The sequence below is a fragment of the Microbacterium sp. SORGH_AS_1204 genome, assembly GCF_030818935.1.
Lineage (GTDB): Bacteria > Actinomycetota > Actinomycetes > Actinomycetales > Microbacteriaceae > Microbacterium.
Genome location: NZ_JAUTBD010000001.1, coordinates 3,360,711 through 3,384,065, shown reverse-complemented (window position 1 = coordinate 3,384,065; position 23,355 = coordinate 3,360,711). Strand labels below are relative to the sequence as shown.

Here is a 23,355-nt window from a genome sequence, read left to right as displayed (position 1 = left end):
CGCATCTGCAGATCGACCTGCTGTGGCGGTGCCGGGTGGTCGCCGCGAGCGCTCGGGGACGCAAACCCATCGAGCTGACGACCCGCCGCCGGGGTGAATTGCAGGTGTGACGAGGTGACCACTGGCACATGTGCACATGTGATGCCCTCGCGACACGGCACCGTGAGATGGTCGGCGACCGGAGGCCGACAGCTCACTGTCGGAGGCCCTTTCACATGTCCGTTCCCTCTCCCACGTTGAATGCCCCTCTCTCGCTCTCGCGACGCTCGGCCGTCGGCTCTGGCCTTCTCGCCGTCCCGGCCATCGTCGCGGTGACGGCGTCTCCCGCGCTCGCCACTTCGGGCGCGGCGGTGACCGTGATGTTGACCCCGTCGGCCGTGCGCACCGGCGACTCCACGACCATCGTCGTGCGGGTTCTCGACGGTCAGGGCAACGCGCAGCCGGGTCAGGCGATCTCCCTGTCGGCGCCGGCCGACGTCTCCCTGTCCGGCCCGAACGGAACGACCAACGGGGCCGGCGAGTATTCCTCGGAAGCGACCGTCACAGCCTCGAACGACGGCAGTGCCGTCATCACGGCGACCTCGTCGGGGTCAGCGGGTGCCGCATCCGGCACCGCGACTTTGACCTACGGTGCACCCACGCTGCAGCTCTCCTTCAACCCGGGGGTCGGAACGGGCGGAAGCACGTCGACCGCGACGGCCGAGGTGACCGTCAATGGCGCGCCGGTGTCCGGGCGGTCGATCGGCTTCAGCTCACCCGACGGCGGCTTGGTGTTCTCGCCGTCGTCCGGGATCACCGGCTCGGATGGTCGGGTGAGCGCCACCTTCACGCCACCGCGCCGAAGCCAGCCGCAGGCCTCCGATGTGACGGTGACGGATGCCGCATGGGCGACGACGAAGACCGTCACCTATCAGTGGTTGACGCGCTACAGCTGAGATCGAACGACGCTTCGCGGTGTCTGCTGCACCGCGCCGACTCCGATTCCTATTGCAAGTGTCGCCCGTTCTGGCGGCCTGGGTGAATTCGCCACGAGGACGCGTGAACCCGTGTGCCCGTACGCCGACCTTCCGTCGGGGTGCCCCTAGGTTTTCGCGCGCCCCCCTTCACGGAACGAGGAGACATGATGAGGCGCAGAACTCTCAGGTTCGGAACGACAGCGATAGCGGTGACTCTGGCTGCGGCAGCCGCGTTGGCGGCTCCGGCGCACGCCATCGAGAACGGCGATGCACAGACGCCCGCACTTCCATGGGTGGTGAAGATCGACATCAACCCCGGAAGCGGTCGGGTGTGCACCGGAAGCCTCATCAACGCGTCGTGGGTGCTCACCGCGAAGCACTGCAGTGCCGACGGAGCCGCCTACACCGTGACACGCGCGCTGCGCGCCGGCCAGGTCGAGGCCATCGGACGGGTGTCGCAGGTGGTCACTTACCCAGATGAAGACATCGCGCTGATGAAACTCAGCAGTCCCGTGCCGACATCGTCGGTGGCGGCGTACGGCAAGTTGAACCCCTACAGTGCTCAGGGGCCCGCGCAGGTCTTCGGCTACGGGTTCATGGCGAACGGCTCCGAGGCAGACCGCCTTCGGTCGGCGACGGTGTCGGTGGAGCGTGTCGGGCGCCTCGCCCTCTCGGAGATCTACCACGACCGGGTGGGGGCTTACACGGGCTGGTACGACTACCGACTGCATCCCTGGGCGACGAAGGTCGTCACGTCGTCGGTGAACGGTCAGGCGCTCCCGGGGGATTCGGGTGGCCCCCTGATGCAATTCGGGGGCATCGTCGGACTGACCTCCTTCCGCAGTGACGACAACCTCGTCGATTCCGCCCTGATCTCGCAGGAGGTTCTGGAGTGGGCTGCGAAGACCACCTCGGCATCCGTCGGTAACCTGTCGGCTCTCACCGCCACGTCGCAACAAGACCGGGTGAGCCTTCGAACCAATTCGGATCGCTGGTTCGTGTCGACCGACGCGGCGAAGCCCGCTCTCTCCGCGAACGAGCCCGGTCCGTACTCCCTGCGGTTCGACACGCTCAACGCCTTCCAGATCGTCGATCGGGCCGGGAGGTGTCTCGTCCGCAAGCAAGATCTCACCGTCGCGCTCGACCAGGTCGTCCCCGAGACGAAGCTCGTGAACACCGCGTGCGACGCCAATCGCATCGAGCAGAAGTTCTTCTTCTCTCAGATCGGAACCACCGCCGACGGGTTTCCGAGCGGCAACATTCGTGCCGTCGACGGCGGAGCCGCGCTGACGGCGGAGCGCGAGAGCCCGCTTTCGCTCGGTAAGGAGGCCGACGCCTGGGTCATCAAAGTCACGACCGACGGCGCGACGATGCCGGCTCTGGCGAAGACGTTGCAGGCGTCGAGTTCGACTTGGACGAAGAGCACGCCGGGCGCCACGGGGCCCCTGAGCCCTCCGTTGTCATACTCGTCTCCCACCGTCCACACCGCGTTGCCCGCTTTGCCGTCCGGGCTGAGGGTGGTCGACGTGCAGCTGGGGTCGCAAGGAGGCAATCAGTTCGCATACGTGCTCGCAGGTGACGGACACGTCTACAAATCGGTGCTGCACGGTAACGACAAGACCTTCGGCGCCTGGCAGCAGCTGGGCGGCGATCGCATCTCCGACATCGTCGTTTCGAGAACGGCGGGAGGAATCATCTACACCGATGGCACGTCGATCTTCGCGAGCTACGGGACTCAGACGGGGTACGATTTCGGCAAGCTCCCTCGAAACGCGCGCATCGTGAAGATGGATTTCGTCAGCACCGACGCGGGCAACATCGTCTACGCCCTCGGGACCGACTCCCGGGTCTACAAGCTCAGGGAGAAGGACGGGTCGACCTGGCAGCTCGCCGGGGAGGGGGCCTACGATCTCACGGCCTCCGAGGAGACCGACGGCGGCGTGCTGTACGCCACGACCTCCGGTGTTCGATACGAGACGCCGAAGGGGCAGCAGATCGCTCTGCCGGCCCTCCCGGCGGGTGTGAAGGTCGCGACGCTCACGCTGTCTCGGCAGACGCACGAGTTCGCCTACGTCACGGGCGACGACGGCAGGGCGTACAAATCGCAATTGAAGTCGGGGGAGTCTGCCTTCGGTGCCTGGCAACCGCAACCGTCGGGCCGGGCCGCGAGCAAGATCTCGGTGTCGGTTCGGAAGGGAGCGGGCGCGGCGTACACCGACCAGAACGACATCTACGTCACCTTCGGCGGGCGGCAGGCGCCCCTCCCGAACGGCGACCGGCCCGTGAATGTGAGCCTGGCGACGACCGACGACGGCAAGGACTTCATCTACGCCCAAGGGGTGGGCGGCAACATGTACCGGCTTCAGATCGGTACGTCGAACTGGGTTCCACTGCCCGGTCGGGCCCGCACGTTCGTTGCGTCAACTGACGGACTGGGCGTGCTGTACATCGCCCCCTAGGGCGTGTCTCCTAAATGGCGGGTCCAGGCGATGACGGCGTTGAGGACGGCTGCTGAGCGGTAGACGGTGGCGAGTTTGTCGTAGCGGGTGGCGAGGCCTCGCCATTGTTTGAGGGTGGCGAAGCGGCGTTCGATGACGTTGCGGTTTCGGTAGTCGTCGCGGTCGTAGGTGATGGGTCGTCCGCCGTGTGAGCCGCGTCGGACGCGGTGGCCGATCTGATCCGATGGCTGCGGGATGACGGCCTGGATGCTGCGGTCACGCAGGTGCTGTCGGATTGCCCGGGACGAGTACGCCTTGTCGCCTCGGAGCCGGTCGGGTCGGGTGCGGGGGCGACCGATCGGGCGGGCGACGCGCAGCTGCTGCAGCAACGGGATCAGCATGGGCGAGTCCCCGGACTGGCCCGGCGTGACCGCGATCACCAGTGGCAGGCCGCGACCGTCGACCAGGTGGTGGAGCTTGGTGGAGAGTCCGCCTCGGGAGCGGCCGAACCCGTGATCAGGCGGCTCGATCAGCGGATTGTTGTAGTTCGACGAAGCCCCCCGTGACCCGGGTGATGTTCGTCGCGTGCTGATGGGCGCGAGCGATCGTGGAGTCCACCGACACGGACCAATCGAGCTTGCCGGTCGCGTCGGCGCGAGCCAGCAGCGCCGCGTGGACACGATCCCAGGTTCCATCGCCGGCCATCCGACGGTGCCACTTCCACACCGTCTGCCACGGGCCGAACACCTCCGGCAGATCCCGCCACGCGATCCCTGTCCGATAGCGATACGCGATCGCCTCGACCATCGTTCGCGCGTCCGAGAAGGGGCGGCCCTTACGGCCGGTCGGACCGGGCAAGAACCCGCTGATCAGATCCCACTGAGTATCCGAAAGCAACTGGAACCGCGACACGTCTCTAGCATCACCGACTCACCCCACCCATTTGGGAGACACGCCCTAGTTCGTGCGCAGTCTTCAGCGTCCTGCCGGGCGTCACGCCGTCCGGCAGGACGCTGAGGATCTTATGCGGGCTGCCCTCTCGGGGTTCAAGACGGCAGAAGGACAAAGTCACTCCGTCTTGTGACGACGCGTTGGCGGAAGATGCGTTATCCAAATACGGAACCACCGCATGGAACTTTGATTATCGCATGTGTGTATGTTCTGACGGGTGACGGACCTGTAAACGGTCATGCGGTATCAGTTCTCGTTACTGGGTCAATCCTCCGCACCGTCGCAAGATGGTGCCCGATATGAAATTCGATTGCAAAGTGTGCTCGCTAATATGCACGCGTGACTGAGGCAGATGACAACGGACAGGCGCCACTTCTCGACGAATTTCTGCGGGCTCGGGGGTGGCGGCGCCGGCGTCGCGGCTCCGGGTGGGAGGTGAGACCGGGGTTGCGCTCAGCGCGGCTGGTGCCCGCCGATGGATCGACTTTCGCTCTGAAAGTCGACGGCTTGACGTTTGCGTTGCACGACGAGGCCGCTGTTATCGACTTCTTCTCGCAGTCCGACCAGAATAGAGAGAGCTGAGCGCCTCCGTTGCTCTGGCAGCAAGGTCCTCCCGCTCCGACTTAGGCTAGGTGGTCCGTTCCGAAAGGGGCGAGTGTGTTGAGATGCGAGGCCAGTCTCTGAGCAGTACTTATATGATCTGGGTCGACTTCGACTGCTCCACTAGAGTAGAAGAACTCGTCTTATGCATATCATCGGGGCAGCCTTGACTCGACCCTTATCCGGATCCGACAACGACTTACTTTGTGCTCGACTATCGAGGAGCTTCGGATTCCATGTTCACCAGGCGCGCCAAAGTTTGGGATATAGCCAAGAAGAGGCCGCACATGCCGCCGGTATCGCCGCTCCGGCATTCGGGCGTATCGAGCGCGCTCGATTCACGCACGCGGCGTGGGTCAACCCCACCCTGGACACGCTCGTCCGAATTCATACGGCCTTCGACCTCCACCCGTATCGGTGGATTCGCGCGGCTCGCGCCGATGTGCTCGCCGTCCTCGACGGATCGAATACGCCCGCTGAGGAACAGTCTGGGCCTTCCGTGGCGTCCCGATAGCGCGGGTCGCCTGGCGCGGAGTCGACGTTCGCACGGTCCGTTAGTCGAAAACCCGTGAGAGCGTCCGAAGTGAACGTGTCGGTTCCAGCTCGGGACAATGGGGTGTCCATCCCGTGAAGGGAGCCCCTTCTTGAGGGAGGCTCCTTGGCACCGGCGGCTGCAAGCGCCACCCGACGGCGTGTTGCTAGCCGCGAGCCCGCAGCGACTTGCGGGAGCGGAACCCTGCTCGTGTGCGCTCTTCGTTGGAGATTAACCCCTCTTGAAGGTTACGGGAACCGGTCGCGTTCGGTGAGGTGGCAGTTGCGCGTGGGCTCAGTTCGTCGACTGGTCCCGATGACGCGCGACGCAGGCGCTTCATTGTCTCCTGGGGAGAATGGTCAGGGAGAGATTCTCGGAGATGCCGTATCGACGAGAAGCCACATGATCGTGCGACCTCTTGAAGGGTTGGGGGCGGATCGACTGCGAGCATGTTGAGGGCTCGATGCACGCGTTCGCGCTTGAGAGTGCGACTGGCCGTTGTGCCGCGCTGCCGAAACAGGCGCGACACGTGAGAGCGTGTCACCCCCAACATCCGCGCCAACGTCTCGATGGTGAAGGATGCGTCCGACGCGTGCGTAACTATAAATTCCAGCGCGCGGATGAAAGTATCGCTTTCCGGGGAGGTAAGCGCCGGGGCCGATTCGAGCCATAAGGCCTCCGCGAGTGTCTCGATGCAGTGAGCATAAAGCGCGAGCGTGCGCATCTCGGGTGCTACGCGAGCGTTCAAAACGGCGTTGACAACGCCGGTGAGTGCGGACCATGCTGACGAGTCCCCGCGGGGCACGACCTTCGGCACCTGATGACCCCGCTTAGTCGTACGAGATAGAAGGATCTCAAACCGCGCGGTTGGGCGAGTATTCGCGACAGCTGCCGCAGGATGCGTGTGAAAAAAGGCCGCGCCAGGTGTAAGAGTGAACTCCGTTCTCGTGGGCATGGAGATGGCAAGGTCTCCATCGACGTGAATCCAGATCGATAGCGGTGAGTCGCCCGGTGACGTAGCTAGGTTGGGGACTCGCGTCAGGCGCAGGGGTGTATGCCAGATGCGCCGCACAGTCAGTGTCGGGGTTGTGAACTCGTCAACGAAGACGTGCTGTTCCGCGCGCGCCGTGTCGTGAACGGACCAAAGAGAGCCGCTGAACCACTGTGCAGCCTCTGGCCCATGCAGCTTGATGCGATTCCATGACCAGGCCTCGGCGCCACCGGAAGCAGCTCCAATGACCATCGGCGGTCTTCCTCTCTCCCGAGTTGTGCGCCGCTCGGGGTAGACCCCATGCGTGATCAGCACTTCAAAATTCTCAAGGTGCCAAGCGCGCCTAAGACTGTGAGGCGCTGAAACCACCCGCCCGCATGGGGTTCTTCATCCGGTTCGGCCGAGATTGCGCCGTCGCTACTGACTGTGTGTGCTCAGCCCGCCGCTGTGCAGCCCAAGTGTTTCGCGACTCGCGTCGGCGTGGTCACCGGTGCGGCGACCCTAGGCCGACGCCGATGAGCCCATTGCCCTCGCCGATGGCGCCTGCGTCGTTGCGTCCCCGGAGGCCGGCCGTCAAGCATCGAACAGATGTCGGGCGAGGCACACGGGAGTGCGGGCGACAGTCTTCTGCTGCCGCGCATCCAATCCTTGGCGCCATACCGCGACCCCGAATGCCATGAGAACAAAGCGAAAGGGAAAACATGAAGGACAAAGATCCGAAGTATGTCGATCACGACATGACGCGTGCAGGATACGCTCACGCTCGAGGCAGCGGTGAACCGCTATCCCCTGATGGTGTGCTGAGCCGGCGGACTATCGTAGCCGGAGCAGCCTGGGCCATCCCAGCGGTCACCATGGCCGTTGCAACTCCCGCCTTCGCTTCCTCGGGCAGCGTCGTGCAATTCAACAGCGCGCGGTATTCGGGAGTCGGTTGTTCGAGCATCACCGGAGTTTCTGTCACAGTATCGAAGAACGGCGCGGCGAGTGCCGGAGCCCCGGTGACTTTGACGCTTTCAGCGGGATATAGCTTTGCAGGGTCGGGCACGACCTACTCAGGGGTCACATCGTCTTCGGGAATTGTCTCGGCGCCCGCCATTAACATCCCGATGCAGGGGGGCAGCGGTACCATTTCCGCGGTGAGCAACGGTGCCTCAGTATCGTCGTCGCTTTCTGCGTCGCCTGCTGGGGGCACAGTGTTCAATGTAGAGAGCGGGAGCGTCTACGGATCGAACCAGCCCTCGACGCTGTCGCTCGTTGCCATCACCAAGGATGCCTCGGGTTACGAATACCTGGTGGGTTTGACGTCGGATAATTTCTTGTGGCGGATGACGTCGCAGTCCGGGCAGTGGGTGAAGATCACGAATGAGACTACGGGCATCGCTGCGGCGGATGGGCTGGCGGTGTATATCCGGAATGGTCTGGTTCTCGACGCCTCTACGGGCACTGCATTCGGAACCGCGCAGCCGGGGACGATCTATCGTGCTGTCGTGACCACGGATGCCGCGGGGTACAAATATTTGCTCGGTCTGACGTCGGATAATTTCTTGTGGCGGATGACGTCGCAGTCCGGGCAGTGGGTGAAGATCACGAATGAGACTACGGGCATCGCTGCGGCGGATGGGTTGGCGGTGTACATTCGGAATGGTCTTGTCTTGGATGCGTCCACGGGACTTGCTTACGGCAGTTCTCAGCCGGGGACATTTGCTCGCGCCGTCGTGACGACGGATGCAGCGGGATACAAATATTTGCTCGGTCTGACGTCGGATAATTTCTTGTGGCGCATGACGTCGCAGTCCGGGCAGTGGGTGAAGATCACGAATGAGACAACGGGCATCGCTGCGGCGGATGGGTTGGCGGTGTACATCCGGAATGGTCTCGTCTTGGACGCGTCCACGGGAAGTGTTTTCGGCAGTTCGCAGCCGGGAACTTTCAACCAGGTGGTCGTGACGACCAGTTCGGGTGGTTACATGCGTCTCGTTGCTCGAACGAGCGACTCCGACGTGTGGACGATGACGACGCAGTCAGGAGCTTGGACGCGCGTTTCGGGGAATGCCCCGACCATCGCAGCGGGGAGCGGGCTGGCGATCTACACGCAATCGTCAACGACCTGCTGATTCAGAAGCGGGAGGGAGGTCGCAACTGATTACCCTTCCGCTTCTTCATCGCAAGGACCGCCGGGTGTGGACTTGCAGAGCCAACCAGAGCATGGTCGGACCTTGCGTCGGGTGTCATACCGACGAGGCGAAGCTCAGGTGGGACCGGTGGTTCTTGGTTGAGGGGCAGCTTGAACGAGCAGCCGGTACCCCATCCCCTGCTCGGTGAGCAGGTGCACCGGGTTCGAAGGGTCGGCCTCGAGTTTCTTGCGCAGCTGCGACATGTACAGGCGCAGGTAGCCCGAGTCGGCGACCTGTTCGCTCGCCCAGATCTCCTTGAGCAGCGTCTGACGCGTCACGAGTGAGCCGGGGTTGCGGGCGAGGAACTCCAACATCCGCCACTCCGTCGGAGTGAGGTGCACGCGGGTTCCCGCCCGCAACACCGCTTTGGCGGCCAGATCGACCTCGACGTCGCCGAAGCGGACGACCGACTCGCCGCTCGCGGGCACCGACCGCCGACCGTGCACCCGCAGGCGGGCCAGCAGCTCGTCGATCTGGAACGGTTTGGTGACGTAGTCGTCGGCGCCCGCGTCGAGGGCCTCCACCTTGTCGGCCGACCCCGTGCGACCCGAGACGACGATGATCGGCGCGGTCGTCCACCCACGTAGGGCCTCGATCACCTGCACCCCGTCGAGGTGCGGCATCCCGAGATCCAGCAAGACGATGTCTGGGTGGGACTGGGCCGCAAGGGTGATGGCCGCGGCGCCGTCAGCGGCGGCGACCACGTCGTAGCCGTGCGCGGCGAGGGTGATGCGCAGCGCGCGGACGAGCTGCGGGTCGTCGTCGGCGATCAGGATCTTCACGGGGCGTCCTCTCGGAATCGGGATGCCACGGGCGCGCCGCCCGGCTCGGGTGGGGTGCGGTCGCCGGACGCGGGCGGGCCGGATGCCGCGGGTCCCTCGCCCTGGGCCGCAGGCGAGCGGTCGTTGGTCACGGATCGCCCGAGCCGCGTCGTCGGCGTGGCGGAGCTCACCGTGTAGGGGTCATCCGCGGGCCGGTCGGCGGCCACCGGCAACGCCACGACCATCGTGAGCCCGCCGCCGGGGGTGTCCTCCGGCGTGAGCGTGCCGCCCATGCCCTCGGCGAAGCCGCGCGAGAGCGCGAGGCCCAGGCCGAGACCGGCGGTGTTGTCGGTGTCGCCCAGGCGCTGGAACGGCGAGAACATGTCGTCGCGCCGCTCCGCGGCGATCCCGGGGCCGTGGTCGATCACGCGAATCTCGGCGATGCCGCCCAGTCGGCTCGTCGCGATTCGCACGCGCTGCCCATCGGGGGTGTACCGGTCGGCGTTGGTCAGCACGTTCACGATCACGCGCTGCAACAGCACCGGGTCGGCGCGGAGCGCGGGCAGGTCGGGGTCGAGGGCGAGCTCGACGGCATCCGGGCCCAGCTTGAGTTGGTCGAGGGCGGCGAGCACGACCCCGGCGGCATCCACCTCCGTCAGCGACACCGCGAGCACCCCGGCCTGCACACGACTCACGTCGAGCAGGTCGGTCACCAGCACCGACAGGGTCGCCAGGCTCTCGTCGGCGGTCTCGAGGAGCTCCCGGCGGTCGTCGTCGGAGAGGTTGTCGCCCGCGGCGCGGAGACCCCCGAGCGAGGCGACGGCGGCGGCGAGCGGGCGGCGCAGATCGTGGCTGACGGCCGACAGCAGGGCGCTTCGCACCTGATCCGTCTCGGCGAGGGCGTCGGCCTCGGCGGCCGTCTCGGCGAGATCGGTGCGTTCGAGGGCGGCGGCGAGCTGCGCGACGACGACGTCGAGGAGGCGGCGCTCGCCGGCATCGAGATCCCGCCCGTGCAACTCGAGCACCGCGCGATCGACGCCCACGGGAACACCCGTCGACCGGCCGTCGCGCACCGGCTCGCCGTCGGTGGCGAGCGTCGACCCATCGGATGCCACGAGCCGCACCCCCGCGAGACCGAACGCCTCGCGGGCACGACTCACCAGCGCGGGCACGGCGCTCTCGCCCCGCAGGACGCTGCCCGCGACGGTGGCGAGCAGTTCGGCTTCGGCTGCGGCCCGGCGGGCGGCGCGGGCGCGACGGGCGGCCTGGTCGACGACGATGCTCACGAGCAGGGCGATGACCACGTACAGCCCCAGCGCGAGCGCGTGCACGGGATCGCTGATGGTCACCGTGTACAACGGCTCGATGAAGAGGAAGTCGAGCGTGATCCCCGACAGCACCGCCGCGAACATCGCCGGCCAGATGCCGCCGATCAGCGACACGACCACGACGAGCAGCTGGTAGGCGAGCACATCGGTGGTGATGGAGTCGTCGGAGCCCGTCGACAGCAGCAGAAGGGAGATGAGGGGCCCGCCGAGGAGGGCGGTGACGAAACCCAGGATGCGACGCTTCGCGCTGAGCGCGGGGCCGGTGAGGCGCGGCAGGGTGAAACGTCCGCCGGCACGGGCGTGGTTGACGATGTGCACGTCGATGTCGCCCGACAGGCGGATGACGGTCGCGCCGATGCCCGGGTCCGGTGAGGGCCGCGGCCAGACGGCCCCGGCGGCTCACGCCGATCACCAGCTGCGAGGCGTTGACGGATCGGGCGAACTCGACCAGGGCGGTCGCGGGGTCTTCGCCGACCACCTGGTGGTACGAGCCGCCGAGCGTCTCGACCAGAGCGCGCTGCTCGTGCAGCGAGCCGGGCGAGCCGCGGCGCAGGCCGTCTTGCGTCGACACGTGCACGGCCAGCAGCTCGCCACCGGCTGAGCGCGCGGCGATGCGCGCACCCCGGCGCAGCAGCGTCTCGCCCTCGGGGCCGCCGGTGAGGGCCACCACCACGCGCTCGCGCGCCTGCCACGACCCCTCGATGCCGTGCTCCGAGCGGTACCGCTGCAGCGCGGAGTCGACCTCGTCGGCCAGCCACAGCAGCGCGAGTTCGCGCAGCGCCGTGAGGTTGCCGAGACGGAAGTAGTTCGACAGCGCCGCGTCGATCCGCTCCGCCGGGTACACCGAGCCGGCCGCGAGCCTGTCGCGCAGCGACTGCGGCGCCAGATCGACGACCTCGATCTGGTCGGCGGCGCGCACCACGGCATCCGGGACCGTCTCGCGCTGCACGACCCCCGTGATCTTCTCGACCACGTCGTTGAGGGAGGCGATGTGCTGCACGTTCACGGTCGTGATCACGTCGATACCCGCGGCGAGCAGCTCGTCGACGTCTTGCCAGCGCTTGTCGTTGCGAGAGCCCGGCGCGTTGGAGTGCGCGAGCTCGTCGACGAGCGCGATTCGCGGATGCCGCTGGAGCACGGCATCCAGATCCATCTCGTCGAGTGCGACACCGCGGTGCGCCACGGCGCGGCGGGGGACGGTCTCGAGCCCCTCGGCCTGGGCGGCGGTGGCGGCGCGGCCGTGCGTCTCGACGATGGCGACGACCACGTCGTGCCCTTCGTCGCGGAGGCGGCGCCCTTCCTCGAGCATCTCGTACGTCTTGCCCACACCGGGTGCCGCGCCGAGCAGCACGCGGAGGCGTCCGCGCTTCACGCGTCCGCCCCCGCACTCGTGCGTCGGGAGGTCCCTGAGCCTGTCGAAGGGACCGGTGCCGAGAGGGTTCCTGTGGCTTCGACAGGCTCAGCCACCTGGCCTGCGGGCTCAGCCACCTGGCCTGTGAGCTCAATCAACTGGCTCCCGGGCTCTGTTGCCGCTTCCGGCACTCGGCGCCGCCGCCGCCGCACGGAGGGTGCGACGGCGGCGAGGGGCGACACGGGCATGTCAGCGATTCTCGTCGCTCACAGCGTGTCGAGCGCGAGGTTGAGCTCGAACACATTGACGCGCGGGTCGCCGAGGTAGCCCAGATCGCGGGGGAGCGTGTGCTCCGTGACCAGCGCCTCCACGTCGGACACCGGGATGCCACGAGCCTCGGCGACGCGCGCGACCTGGTGTTCGGCGTTCGCGACGGAGATGTCGGGGTCGAGCCCCGAGCCCGAGGCGGTGACGGCGTCGGCGGGGATCGCGCCGGGGCCGTTCAGCGCCTCGAAAGCGGAACGGTTCGAGGCGATCGACGCCACGAGGTCGGCGTTCTCGGGCCCCAGGTTCGAGCCGGTCGAGGCGGCGGAGTCATAGTCGGCGGCGGAAGGCCGCGACTGGAAGTACTGCGGGAGCGCCTGGCCGTCGGCATCCTGGAACGACTGCCCGATGAGCTGCGAGCCGACGACCGTGCCGTCGGCCGAGCGGACGAGCGACCCGTTCGCCTGGAACGGCAGGGCGACCTGCCCGATCGCCGTGATCAGCAGCATGTAGCCGACACCGAGCACGGCGGTGCAGACGAGCATCGCGCGAACGGCGACGCTGGCGGTACGCAGGGTGGTGCGCATGACGGGGCCTTTCAGAAACCGGGGAGCAGGCTCACGACGAGGTCGATGAGCTTGATGCCGAGGAAGGGGACGAGGACGCCGCCGAGCCCGTAGACGAGCAGGTTGCGGCTGAGGATGCTCGACGCGCTCGCCGCGCGGTATTTCACTCCGCGGAGGGCGAGGGGGATGAGCACGATGATCACGATCGCGTTGAAGATGATCGCGCTGAGCACGGCGGATGCCGGTGAGGACAACTGCATGACGTTGAGTACCGCGAGACCCGGGAAGACGCCCATGAACATCGCCGGGATGATCGCGAAGTACTTCGCGATGTCGTTGGCGAGCGAGAAGGTCGTCAGGGCGCCGCGGGTGATGAGCAGCTGCTTGCCGATGCGCACGATGTCGATGAGCTTGGTCGGGTCGGAATCGAGATCGACCATGTTGCCCGCCTCTTTCGCGGCGGAGGTCCCCGTGTTCATCGCCACGCCGACATCGGCCTGCGCGAGGGCGGGAGCGTCGTTCGTGCCGTCACCGGTCATGGCGACGAGGTTGCCGCCCTCCTGCTCGCGCTGGATGAGCGCCAGCTTGTCTTCGGGCGTCGCCTCGGCGAGGTAGTCGTCGACCCCTGCCTCGGCGGCGATGGCCTTGGCGGTGAGCGGGTTGTCGCCCGTGATCATCACGGTGCGGATGCCCATCGCGCGCAACTCCCCGAAGCGTTCGCGCAGGCCGTCTTTCACGACGTCTTTGAGGTGGATGACGCCGAGCACGCGTCCGGTCCCTTCGACAGGCTCAGGGACCTGGGCTGCGACGGAGGTGGCTGACCTTGTCCAAGCCATCGGGCTGTGCGTGGTTGCGATCTCTTCGACAGGCTCAGGGACCTCGGTTGCGACGGAGGTGGCTGAGCCTGTCGAAGCCACCGGGCTGTGCGTGGTTGCGGTCCCTTCGACGAGCTCAGGGACCTGGGTTGCGGGGCGAAGCGCCGGGATCCAGGTCGCCACGACCAGGGGCGTGCCGCCCGACTGGGCGATGGCATCCGTCTCGCTCTGCAACTGCGCCCGCAGCGCCTCGGGAACGGGGGATCCGGATGCCGTGAGCCACGCCACGACGGCGGATGCGGCGCCCTTTCGCACCTGCGTGCCGTCGACGAGGTCGAGCCCCGACATGCGGGTCTGCGCCGTGAAGGGCACGGGCTCGGCACCGCGCGGCATCGCGGCGACGATGCCCTGCGAGGCCGCGAGCTCGACCACCGAGACGCCCTCGGGCGTGGGGTCGGCCTGCGACGACAGCGAGGCGTACTCGGCGAGCATCGGCCCGCCGACACCGTCGAGCGGCACGAAGGCCGAGGCGCGGCGGTTGCCATAGGTGATCGTGCCGGTCTTGTCCAGCAGAAGGGTCGTGACATCTCCCGCGGCCTCGACCGCGCGGCCCGACATCGCGAGGACGTTGCGCTGCACCAGACGGTCCATGCCCGCGATCCCGATCGCGCTCAGCAGCGCGCCGATGGTCGTGGGGATCAGGCAGACCAGCAGCGCCACGAGAACGGGGATCGACACCGGCGACGCGGCGTACGAGGCGATCGGATTCAGCACCAACACCACGATCACGAAGACGATCGACAGGCTCGCGAGCAGGATGTTCAGCGCGATCTCATTCGATGTGCGCTGGCGCGATGCGCCCTCGACGAGCGCGATCATGCGGTCGACGAACGTCTCGCCGGGCTTCGACGTGATCTGCACCACGATCCGGTCGCTGAGAACGCGCGTGCCGCCGGTGACGGCGCTGCGATCACCGCCCGACTCGCGCACGACAGGGGCGGACTCGCCGGTGATCGCGGACTCGTCGACGGTCGCGATGCCGTTGACGATGTCGCCGTCGCCGGGGATCAGCTCGCCCGTCTCGACGAGCACGACGTCGCCGACGCGCAGGTCGCCCGAGGGGACGTCGTCGGTTGCGGCGTTCGCGGCCGCGGGGTCCTCGGCGGCGGAGTACGCGACCACGCGGCGGGCCGAGGTGGTCGTGCGGGTCTTGCGCAGGGTCGCGGCCTGCGCCTTGCCGCGGCCCTCGGCGACCGACTCGGCGACGTTCGCGAAGAACACCGTGAGCCACAGCCACACGGCGATGCCCCACGTGAACCCGAACGGGAGGCCGTCGGACGCTGAGCCGGACCCTGAGCCTGTCGAAGGGTCGCCCAGAAACGGTTCGGCCCCAGCGATGAGCGTGGTCAGCGCCGCACCGACCCACACGAGGAACATCACGGGGTTGCGCCACTGCGCGGCGGGGTTGAGCTTCTTGGCGGCGCCCGGCAGGGCGGCGACGATCTGCGCGGCGCTGAACGCGCGGCGGGGGGCACTGCTCATGGCGCCGGACCCTTCGACAGGCTCAGGGGCCGGCTGGTGAGGAGCGTGGGTGAGCGTGGACATCAGAGCGCAAGTCCTTCGGCGAGGGGCCCCAGGGTAAGGACCGGGAAGTAGGTGAGGGCCGTGACGATCACGGCCACGCCGGCGAGCAGACCCGCGAACTGCGGGCGGTGCGTCGGCAGGGTGCCTGCGGTGGCGGGCACGGCATCCTGGGCCGCGAGCGAGCCGGCGAGAGCCAGCACGAACACGATCGGCAGGAAGCGCCCGAGCAGCATCGCCACGGCCAGCGCCGTGTTGAACCACGGGGTGTTCGCCGTCAGACCCGCGAAAGCCGAACCGTTGTTGTTCGCTGCCGAGGTGAAGGCGTACAGCACCTCGCTCAGGCCGTGCACGCCCGGGTTGAGGATCGACGTGGCCTCGACGTCGGAACGGATGCCGGCAACCCCGAAGCTCAGCGCGGTGCCCGCGAGCACGAGCGTGGGTGTGACGAGGATGTACAGGCTCGCGAGCTTGATCTGCGTCGGGCCGATCTTCTTGCCGAGGTACTCCGGCGTGCGGCCGATCAGCAGACCGCCGACGAACACCGCGATCACGGCGAGAATGAGCATGCCGTAGAGGCCCGAGCCGACCCCGCCGGGCGCGACCTCGCCGAGCATCATGTTGAGCATCGGCATCATGCCGCCCAGCGCCGTGTAGCTGTCGTGCATGGAGTTGACGGCACCGGTGGAGGTGAGCGTGCTCGTGGAGCCGAAGAGGGTCGAGCCGAAGATGCCGAAGCGCACCTCCTTGCCCTCCATCGCGCCGCCCGCGAGCGTCGGCGCGGGTACCGGCACCGGTCGTCTCGGCCCAGGTGAGCAGGGCGGTGGATGCCGCGAAGATCGCGGCCATGACGCCGAGGATCGTGTAGCCCTGGCGGTCGTCGCCGACGATGCGGCCGAAGGCTCGGGGGAGCGAGAACGGGATGACGAGCATCAGGAAGATCTGGAACAGGTTCGTCCAGGGCGTCGGGTTCTCGAACGGGTGCGCGGAGTTGACGTTGAAGATGCCGCCGCCGTTCGTACCGAGCAGCTTGATCGCCTCCTGCGAGGCCACCGGCCCACCCGGGATCGACTGGGCTGCGCCCGCGAGGGTCGTGGCATCCGTGAATCCGTTGAGATTCTGGATGACGCCGCCCGCGAGCAGCACGATCGCCGCGACGACCGAGAAGGGCAGGAGCAGGCGAAGGGTTCCGCGCACGAGGTCGACCCAGAAGTTGCCGATGACACCGCTGCGGCGGTACGCGAAGCCGCGCACGAGGGCGACGGCGACGCCGATGCCGACGGCGGCCGAGACGAAGTTCTGCACCGTCAGGGCCGCGAACTGCACGGTGTAGCCGAGCGTCGACTCGCCCCCGTACGACTGCCAATTCGTGTTGGTGACGAACGAGACCGCAGTGTTGAACGACAGCGCTTCGCCCGGGGCCTCGAGACCCAGCGAGAACGGCAACGCCGCCTGCAGACGCATGAGCGCGTAGACGAGCACGACCCCCACGAACGAGAACAGCAGCACCGACCGCAGGTAGGCCTGCCACGTCTGCGCGCTGCGCGCGTCGACACCGATCAGGCGGTAGGTGACGCGTTCGACGGCGAGATCGCGCTCGCCGGTGTAGATGCGGGCGATGTGGTCGCCGAGCGGGCGATAGGCCAGGCCCAGGGCGACGACCAGGGTGAGGCTGGTCAGGACGATGGACCAGATGGTGCCGGCATCCATCAGAACTTCTCGGGGCGGACGAGCGCGATGACGAGGTACACCACGGCGGCGACCGCGAGCGCGGCGGCGAGGACGGAGAAGATCACGGGCGGTCGCCTCCGCGTCCGGCGGGGCGGGCGGACGAGGGGCGGGCCTCGAGGCCCAGCTTCTCGACCCCCTTGGCGACGAGCATGACCAGCGCGAACAGCGCGACGGTCACGGCGAGGAAGACGGCATCGAGCACGACGACTCCAGGTTCGGAGGTGTCCGCGGCGGACCGCGGGCGCCGCGGGGCGGCACGTGTGTCGATACAACTCGGCCGGGGCACGGCATCCGGGCGTCCTAACGGTTTCCCTACGGGTCGCCGACGGACGCATACGGGGTGCTTACGCGCCGCCACCTGGCTCTCGTCGGGAGATTCAGCACAACTCCTGCAGAAAGGATCGCCGGCGCGGGTCAGAAAGCCTGGCGCGCGGAATTGCAGGAGATGTGCGCCGCGTTGCCTGGGCGGTACCGCCGTGCCGGCAGACAGTCGCCGTTCCCGGGTCCTGCCCGGCAGGGCCCCCGTGCCGGCCGACGACCGCCGTTCGCGGGTCCTGCCCGGCGCGGCCGCCGACCTCCGGTCGGTGCGGTGGGGACCGCGGGCACGACTCCTGCAGAATGCGCGCTCCGGCAGGGCGGAGGGCGCGGTCGTGGGCGTGCGCAGGAGTCGTGCTCTCGCGCCCGAGCATGCCGTCAGCGCAAGATGGAGGCATGCGCGCGTCCGACGACCCCGGTGTGCGGGTCACGGCGGCGCTCGTGATCCCGGCATCCGAGCTGTCGTGGCGGTTCTCGCGGTCGTCGGGGCCGGGCGGCCAGGGCGTGAACACGGCCGACTCGCGGGTCGAGTTGATGTGGGATGCCGCCGCATCGCACGCGCTCTCGCCGGCGCAGCGCCAGCGGGTTCTGAATCGGCTGCGCACGCGCCTGGTCGACGGCGTGCTGACCATCGCCGCGTCGGAGCACCGCAACCAGCTGCGCAACCGCGACGCCGCCCGCGACCGGCTCGCCGCCGTCATCGCCGAGGCGGTGCGCCCGCCGGCGCCTCCCCGCCGCGCGACGAAGCCGACGCGCGGCTCGACCGAGCGCCGCCTGCAGGCGAAGCAGCGTCGCACCGACGTCAAGCGGATGCGTCAGCGGCCGACCGACTGACCTCCGCCCTGCGGGAGGCGCCCCGGGGCGGGACGACTCAGCCGCTCGTCGGTCTGGCGTCGGCGCCCGCAACGCCGACGCCCCCACCACGAGGGCGGGGGCGTCGGGGCGGACTCAGGATGCCGAACCGGGCGGCGTCTTCCGCGCGCGCGGGGCCGGGGCGTTGGCCACGGGCTGCCCGCCGCGCTGCTGGCCGGGGAGCGGCCGGGAGCGGCGGCCGTAGATGAGCTCGGAGGAGTCGAGCAGCCACGGTACGAGGGTGATGGTGACGCCGTGCACGAGCATGAGCTGGTGGGCGAGGCGGCGCGAGCGGCGGTTGTGGAGGATCGACTCCCACCAGTGCCCCACGATGTACTGCGGCAGGTACACCGTCACGACGGCGGAGCCGTTCTTCTCGCGGTACTTCTTGATGAAGGCCGACACGGGCGACGTGTACGTGCGGTAGGGCGAGTCGATGATGACGAGGGGGATGGGCACCTCGTGCTCGGCCCAGTCCTTCTGCAGCTTGGCCGACTCCTCCTCGGTGATCGCGACGTGCACGGCGAGAGTCTTGTCGTGCTTGGCCGCGAGGGCGTAGTCGATGGCCTTCGACGTGGGCTTCTGCAGGCGGTTGACCAGCACGATCGCGACGTCGCCCGACGAACCGAAGTGCACCGTGTCATCCATCTGGATCTCGTGCTCGACGTCGCGGTAGTAGCGGTTCACGCCGACCATGAGCACGGCGAGAATCGGGATCGCGATGAACACCAGCCACGCGCCGTGGGTGAATTTCGTGATCGTGACGATGAGCAGCACGAGCACGGTCATCGCCGCGCCGAGCGAGTTGATCCACAGGCCCGAGATGGCGGAGCGGCGCTCGATCGCGGCGGACTGCTGCTTCGCCGCCTCGGGCGGGAGGTCGCGAAGGCCCCGCAGCACGCGACGCCAGTGCCGCACCATGCCGATCTGCCCGAGCGAGAACGAGACGAAGACGCCGATGATGTACAGCTGGATCAGCGTCGTGAGGTTGGCCTGGTAGACGATCAGCACGCCGATGGCGACGATGCCGAGGATGATCATGCCGTTGGAGTACACGAGTCGGTCGCCGCGGGTGTTCAGCGCCTTCGGCGCGTAGCCGTCGCGGGCGAGGACGGCACCCAGCAGCGGAAAGCCGTTGAAGGCGGTGTTGGCGGCGAGCAGCAGCACGCACGCGGTGGCGGCCTGGATGACGAAGAAGAAGATGCTGCCCGCACCGAAGGTCGCGGCGGCGACCTGCGCCATGAGGCTGGGCTGCGGGTTGTTGACGCAGTCGAAGCCGATGAGGTGGCAGGGGTTCTCGGCGTAGTGCACCTTGGCGATCAGGGCGAGGGCGGTCAGACCGGCGAACAGCAGGATGGCGATGCCGCCCATGAGCGTCAGCGTGGTCTGGGCGTTGCGGATCTTCGGCATCCGGAACGCGGGCACGCCGTTCGACACGGCCTCCACGCCCGTCAGGGCCGAACAGCCGCTCGAGAAGGCGCGCAGCACGAGCAGGATGAGGGCCGCCTGCGTGAGCGACTCCGCCTGCACGTCGTAGTTCGCACTGGACGCCACGGGGGCGTCGCCGGCGAGCGTGCGCGCCAGTCCGACGACGATCATCACCGCGACCGAGCCGATGAAGAGGTACGTCGGGATCGCGAAGACGCTCGACGCCTCGCGCACGCCGCGGAGGTTCACGATCACGATCAGGATGACGAAGCCGACGGCGATCTCGACGCGGAACGGGTTCAACTCCGGCAATGCCGAGATGATGTTGTCGACACCGGATGCCACCGACACGGCGACCGTGAGCACGTAATCGACCAGTAGGGCCGCGGCCACCACCACACCGGGCACCTCGCCGAGGTTCTTGCTCGCGACCTCGTAGTCGCCGCCGCCCGAGGGGTAGGCCTTGATGAGCTGCCGGTAGCTCAGCACCACCACGATCAGCAGCACCACGACCGCGATCGCGACCCACGGGCTGAGGGTCAGAAGCGCCGTTCCGCCGATGAGCAGGATCATCAGCAGCTCCTGCGGCGCGTAGGCGACAGACGACAGTGCGTCGGAGGCGAAGATCGGCAGGGCCATCTTCTTCGGGAGGAGCTGCTCGTCGAGTTTCTCTGAGGTGAGGGGCTCGCCGATCAGGATGCGTTTCGCGATCGGCGTCTCTTCGCCGGCCTCGCGACTTTCGTCAGTCACGGCGCGCGACATTACGCGCACCGGGGGTTCTGCGCAATCCGGCGCGCTCGGCGTTCATCGTATGGTCGCTCGGTGCGCCGCCGCGCGCGGTCGCCGAATTCGTCGAAGCGGCGGGCCCGGCGGTGCGCCGGGGGTGCGTCGGCGAGCTCAGCCGCCGCTCGCGCGGGTGGCGATGAACGCCGACAGCGCGTCGGCGCCGCCGTGGTCGTCGGCGGTGACGGTGACGACCGCGTCGCCGGCGAACACGATCAGCTGGCCGTGGGCGCCGTGCAGACGCCCGGCGTCGCCGGGGCCGTCCCACCCCGCGAGGGCGTAGCGGCGGTACCCGTCGGTGTCGCTGCCCGTGGGCACCCAGCCCGAGTGCATGGCATCCACGGTTTCAGCCGACACCAGGCGTCGGCCGTCGAAGATGCCGCGGTCGCGGATCAGCACGCCCAGGCGTGCCATTTCGTCGGTGCGCAGGGAGATCCCCTCGCCGCCGAGTACGCGACCGTGGGGGCATCGGCGCCACGAGACGTCGGTGAGGCCGAGAGGGGCGAACAGGCGGGGGCGCAAATACGTCTCGATGTCGCCGACCCGCTGGGCCAACGCGTGCATGGCGGTGTAGGTGCTCGCGTTGGAGTACTGGAAGACGCGGCCGCGCGACGGGCGGGAGAGGAACTCGGCCGCGAGGTCAGGCCAGTCGGTCATCATCGTCTCGGAGTACGGGAAGTCGATGCCGCTGGTCATCGTCAACAGGTGCCGGAGCGTGAGGTCGTGCATGGTGGGCAGCAGGTCGCTCACCGGGGTGTCGAGGGTCACGAGTCCTTCGTCGGCGGCGATCCCCGCCGCGAGCACGGCGACGGCCTTCGCGACGGAGTGGATCTCCTCGCGCTCGTCGGGGGCCCACCGCCGGGTCGCGCTGTCGGCGCCCACGCGCACGTGCAGACCGTGCGCCACGAAGCCCGTCTCGTCGATGCGGGCGGCGATCGTGTCTCGGAGGTCTTCGGCGCGGGTCATTCTGACAGTGTCTCCCGACGTGCGGCGCTTCCCTATGCTCGCGATGTGGACAACATCGTCGGATCCGGTCTGCTCGCCGTGGGGGCGGGTGCCGTCGTCGCGGTGCTCGCGTTCGTGCCGTTCGTGGCGATCAGCTATCGCCGTCGCGGGGGCCTCACCCTCTTGCGCACCGCGGCGTGGGCCGGTGCGGCGGTGTACTTTTGGGCGATCTGGACCTACACGCTCATTCCGCTTCCCGAGTCCGACGACTACCGCTGCCGCGGGGTGAACCTGCGACCGTTCGAGTTCATCGACGACATCCGTGCCGCGGTCGCCGTGTCGGGGCGCTATCTCACCGACCCCGTCGTGCTGCAGGTGGCGCTGAACGTGCTGCTGTTCCTGCCCCTCGGCTTCTTCCTGCGGGTGCTCGGGGGTCGTGGCATCCTCATCGCGGGTCTCGCGGGTTTGACGATCTCGGCGGTGATCGAGACGACGCAGCTCACGGGTGTCTGGGGCCTCTTCCCGTGTGCCTACCGCGTCTTCGACGTCGACGACCTCATCGCCAACACGTCGGGGGCACTGCTCGGGTCGGTGCTCGCGTTCGCCGTACCGGCGCAGCACCGCGGGGTGCAGAAGACCCCGGATGCCGAGAAGCCCCGCCCGGTGACCCGTCGCCGTCGCGTGCTGGGCATCGTCTGCGACGTCGTCGGCATCTGGCTCGTCGGCTTCGCGGTCGGCGTCGTCGTGCAGGCGGTGATCAGCCTCGCTCTCGGGGAAGCGGCGACCTTCGCGACCGACGAGGTCGCGTCAGGCGCCGGCACGGTGGTCTCGGCCGGGCTCTGGCTGGGTGTGGTGCTGACGACGGGACGTTCGATCGGCGACATCGCCACGCGCGTGCGCTTCACCGACGGCGTGCTGCCGCGGTGGGTGGCACGGCCGCTGCGTTTCGTCACGGGTGCCGGGGCGTTCACCGTGCTCAGTGCCCTGCCGGCGCCGTGGTCGCTGTCGGCGTTCGTGCTGGGCGTTGCGACCGTCGCGTTGCTGTTCGTCTGGCGCGACGGCCGGGGACTCACCGGATGGCTGGGCCGTCGCCGCCTCGTCGACGATCGGGCCGGTGTGGTGAGCCCGACGGCCGACCGCGGTGCGGCGGTGCGACGGCGCTGACGGCGGCGGGTCGAACCCGCGGCGCGCCCGGGCGCGATGCCGGCCGCAGACCGGGTACGCCCGAATGCCGGACTGCTTCGACGCCGGCCCGTCGGACCCGCGTCGCGCCCGGACGCGATGCCGACTGCACACCGGGCATGCTCGAATGCCGGACTGCTTCGACGCCGGTGCACCGGGGCCGAGGCGCCTGACCGGCCGCTTAGGCTGGACGGGATGTCGTCGAGAGCAGGGCGCGCGCAGCGCGTGGGTCGCGGTGTCGCCGCGGCATCCGTGGCGACCTTCGTGGCGACGCTTTCGCACTCCGCGGTCGGCGGCGAGCTGCCGCCGTTCGCGAACATCGTGCTCGCGCTCTGCCTCGCCGCTCCCGTCTGCGTGATGCTCGCGGGCCGGGCGCTGTCGTGGGGGCGGCTCGCTCTCGCGGTGGCGGTGAGCCAAGCGCTGTTCCACGGTCTGCTCGTGCTCGATCTCGAGGGCGCCGAGGTCGTCGGCGGGGGCCACCACGCGACGACGACGTTCCTGCAGGCCGCCCCTGCGCACGCGGCCACCGCCCACACGGACTCCCCGTGGATGTGGGCCGCGCACGCGCTCGCCGCCGTCGTCACGGTGCTGGCTGTCGGCCGCGGGGAGCAGACGCTCCGCGCCGTCGCGCGCTTCTTCGTGCGGGCCTTGCGCGTGCTCCGCCCCGTGCGCGGTCTCGGACCGACGGATGCCGCGCCTCCCGCGCCCGCGCCCCTCGTGCTGCCGCGGGCGCTCACCGTGCTGTCGACGATGAGGCACCGGGGTCCGCCGCTCGCGGCGTGACACCCCGACCCTCATCCCTCGCGCTCGA

Annotated in this window: 14 protein-coding genes and 2 pseudogenes; 6 read left to right on the top strand and 10 right to left on the bottom strand. The window is 68.4% G+C overall.

The features are described 5' to 3' along the window. Nucleotides 1-215: 215 nt before the first annotated feature. Both QE410_RS15555 and QE410_RS15550 read left to right on the top strand, forming a co-directional pair. Nucleotides 216-935 carry an Ig-like domain-containing protein gene (locus QE410_RS15555; protein ID WP_307333668.1) on the top strand — a complete coding sequence of 240 codons (720 nt, stop codon included), beginning with the start codon at nucleotides 216-218 and terminating at the stop codon, nucleotides 933-935. Between the two features lie 230 nt (nucleotides 936-1,165). After that, nucleotides 1,166-3,415, top strand: a complete 2,250-nt coding sequence (locus QE410_RS15550) for a trypsin-like serine protease (RefSeq protein WP_307333666.1) — start codon at nucleotides 1,166-1,168, stop codon at nucleotides 3,413-3,415. Here the strand turns inward: QE410_RS15550 and QE410_RS15545 are convergent. Beyond that, nucleotides 3,412-4,306, bottom strand: a protein-coding gene (locus QE410_RS15545; protein ID WP_307327282.1) for an IS5 family transposase whose coding sequence is annotated in 2 segments (ribosomal slippage) — nucleotides 3,412-3,954 and nucleotides 3,956-4,306 — 894 coding nt in all. Because the reading frame shifts where the segments join, the coding sequence is not laid out codon by codon here. The genes QE410_RS15550 and QE410_RS15545 overlap by 4 nt on opposite strands. A gap of 1,337 nt (nucleotides 4,307-5,643) precedes the next feature. Further along, entirely contained in the window at nucleotides 5,644-6,030 is a 387-nt protein-coding gene (locus tag QE410_RS17175; protein ID WP_373459383.1) for a helix-turn-helix domain-containing protein, read from the bottom strand. 1,139 nt (nucleotides 6,031-7,169) lie between these two features. Here QE410_RS17175 and QE410_RS15540 point away from each other — a divergent pair. After that, nucleotides 7,170-8,582 carry a hypothetical protein gene (locus tag QE410_RS15540; RefSeq protein ID WP_307333664.1) on the top strand — a complete coding sequence of 471 codons (1,413 nt, stop codon included), beginning with the start codon at nucleotides 7,170-7,172 and terminating at the stop codon, nucleotides 8,580-8,582. 134 nt (nucleotides 8,583-8,716) lie between these two features. On the opposite strand, the gene QE410_RS15535 is transcribed toward QE410_RS15540, so the two are convergent. The 6 genes and pseudogenes from QE410_RS15535 to QE410_RS15510 form a co-directional block, all read right to left on the bottom strand. Then, on the bottom strand, nucleotides 8,717-9,424 hold the full coding sequence (locus QE410_RS15535; protein WP_307333662.1) for a response regulator: 708 nt from the start codon (nucleotides 9,422-9,424) through the stop codon (nucleotides 8,717-8,719). A 197-nt stretch (nucleotides 9,425-9,621) separates the two neighbouring features. Further along, nucleotides 9,622-12,103 (bottom strand): annotated as a pseudogene (locus QE410_RS15530) (ATP-binding protein); the annotation flags it as partial. A 245-nt stretch (nucleotides 12,104-12,348) separates the two neighbouring features. Further along, entirely contained in the window at nucleotides 12,349-12,933 is a 585-nt protein-coding gene (kdpC, locus tag QE410_RS15525) for a potassium-transporting ATPase subunit KdpC (protein WP_307333660.1), read from the bottom strand. An 11-nt stretch (nucleotides 12,934-12,944) separates the two neighbouring features. Continuing rightward, on the bottom strand, nucleotides 12,945-15,332 hold the full coding sequence (locus tag QE410_RS15520; RefSeq protein ID WP_307333658.1) for a potassium-transporting ATPase subunit KdpB: 2,388 nt from the start codon (nucleotides 15,330-15,332) through the stop codon (nucleotides 12,945-12,947). Next, nucleotides 15,332-17,018, bottom strand: a pseudogene (kdpA, locus tag QE410_RS15515) (potassium-transporting ATPase subunit KdpA). Before kdpA ends, QE410_RS15520 begins: the two are co-directional and overlap by 1 nt. Further along, nucleotides 17,018-17,374 (bottom strand): potassium-transporting ATPase subunit F, encoded by a 357-nt coding sequence (locus tag QE410_RS15510; RefSeq protein ID WP_307333656.1) that lies wholly within the window; start codon nucleotides 17,372-17,374, stop codon nucleotides 17,018-17,020. The pseudogene kdpA and the gene QE410_RS15510 overlap by 1 nt, the downstream one beginning before the upstream one ends. A 376-nt stretch (nucleotides 17,375-17,750) precedes the next feature. Here QE410_RS15510 and arfB point away from each other — a divergent pair, with 376 nt between their 5' ends. Beyond that, nucleotides 17,751-18,188: an alternative ribosome rescue aminoacyl-tRNA hydrolase ArfB gene (arfB, locus tag QE410_RS15505; RefSeq protein WP_307333654.1), complete on the top strand. Its 438-nt coding sequence runs from the start codon at nucleotides 17,751-17,753 to the stop codon at nucleotides 18,186-18,188. Nucleotides 18,189-18,302: 114 nt separating this feature from the next. Here the strand turns inward: arfB and QE410_RS15500 are convergent, their stop codons facing one another. Together QE410_RS15500 and QE410_RS15495 are read right to left on the bottom strand one after the other, a co-directional pair. Continuing rightward, complete coding sequence (locus QE410_RS15500) at nucleotides 18,303-20,396, bottom strand: APC family permease (protein WP_307333652.1); 2,094 nt, start codon at nucleotides 20,394-20,396, stop codon at nucleotides 18,303-18,305. 135 nt (nucleotides 20,397-20,531) lie between these two features. Next, nucleotides 20,532-21,383 (bottom strand): serine hydrolase, encoded by an 852-nt coding sequence (locus QE410_RS15495; RefSeq protein ID WP_307333650.1) that lies wholly within the window; start codon nucleotides 21,381-21,383, stop codon nucleotides 20,532-20,534. A 45-nt stretch (nucleotides 21,384-21,428) separates the two neighbouring features. On the opposite strand from QE410_RS15495, the gene QE410_RS15490 reads away from it, so the two are divergent. Both QE410_RS15490 and QE410_RS15485 read left to right on the top strand, forming a co-directional pair. Next, complete coding sequence (locus QE410_RS15490) at nucleotides 21,429-22,526, top strand: VanZ family protein (RefSeq protein WP_307333648.1); 1,098 nt, start codon at nucleotides 21,429-21,431, stop codon at nucleotides 22,524-22,526. Nucleotides 22,527-22,739: 213 nt separating this feature from the next. Next, nucleotides 22,740-23,327 (top strand): hypothetical protein, encoded by a 588-nt coding sequence (locus QE410_RS15485; protein WP_307333646.1) that lies wholly within the window; start codon nucleotides 22,740-22,742, stop codon nucleotides 23,325-23,327. The last annotated feature ends 28 nt before the right edge of the window (nucleotides 23,328-23,355 follow it).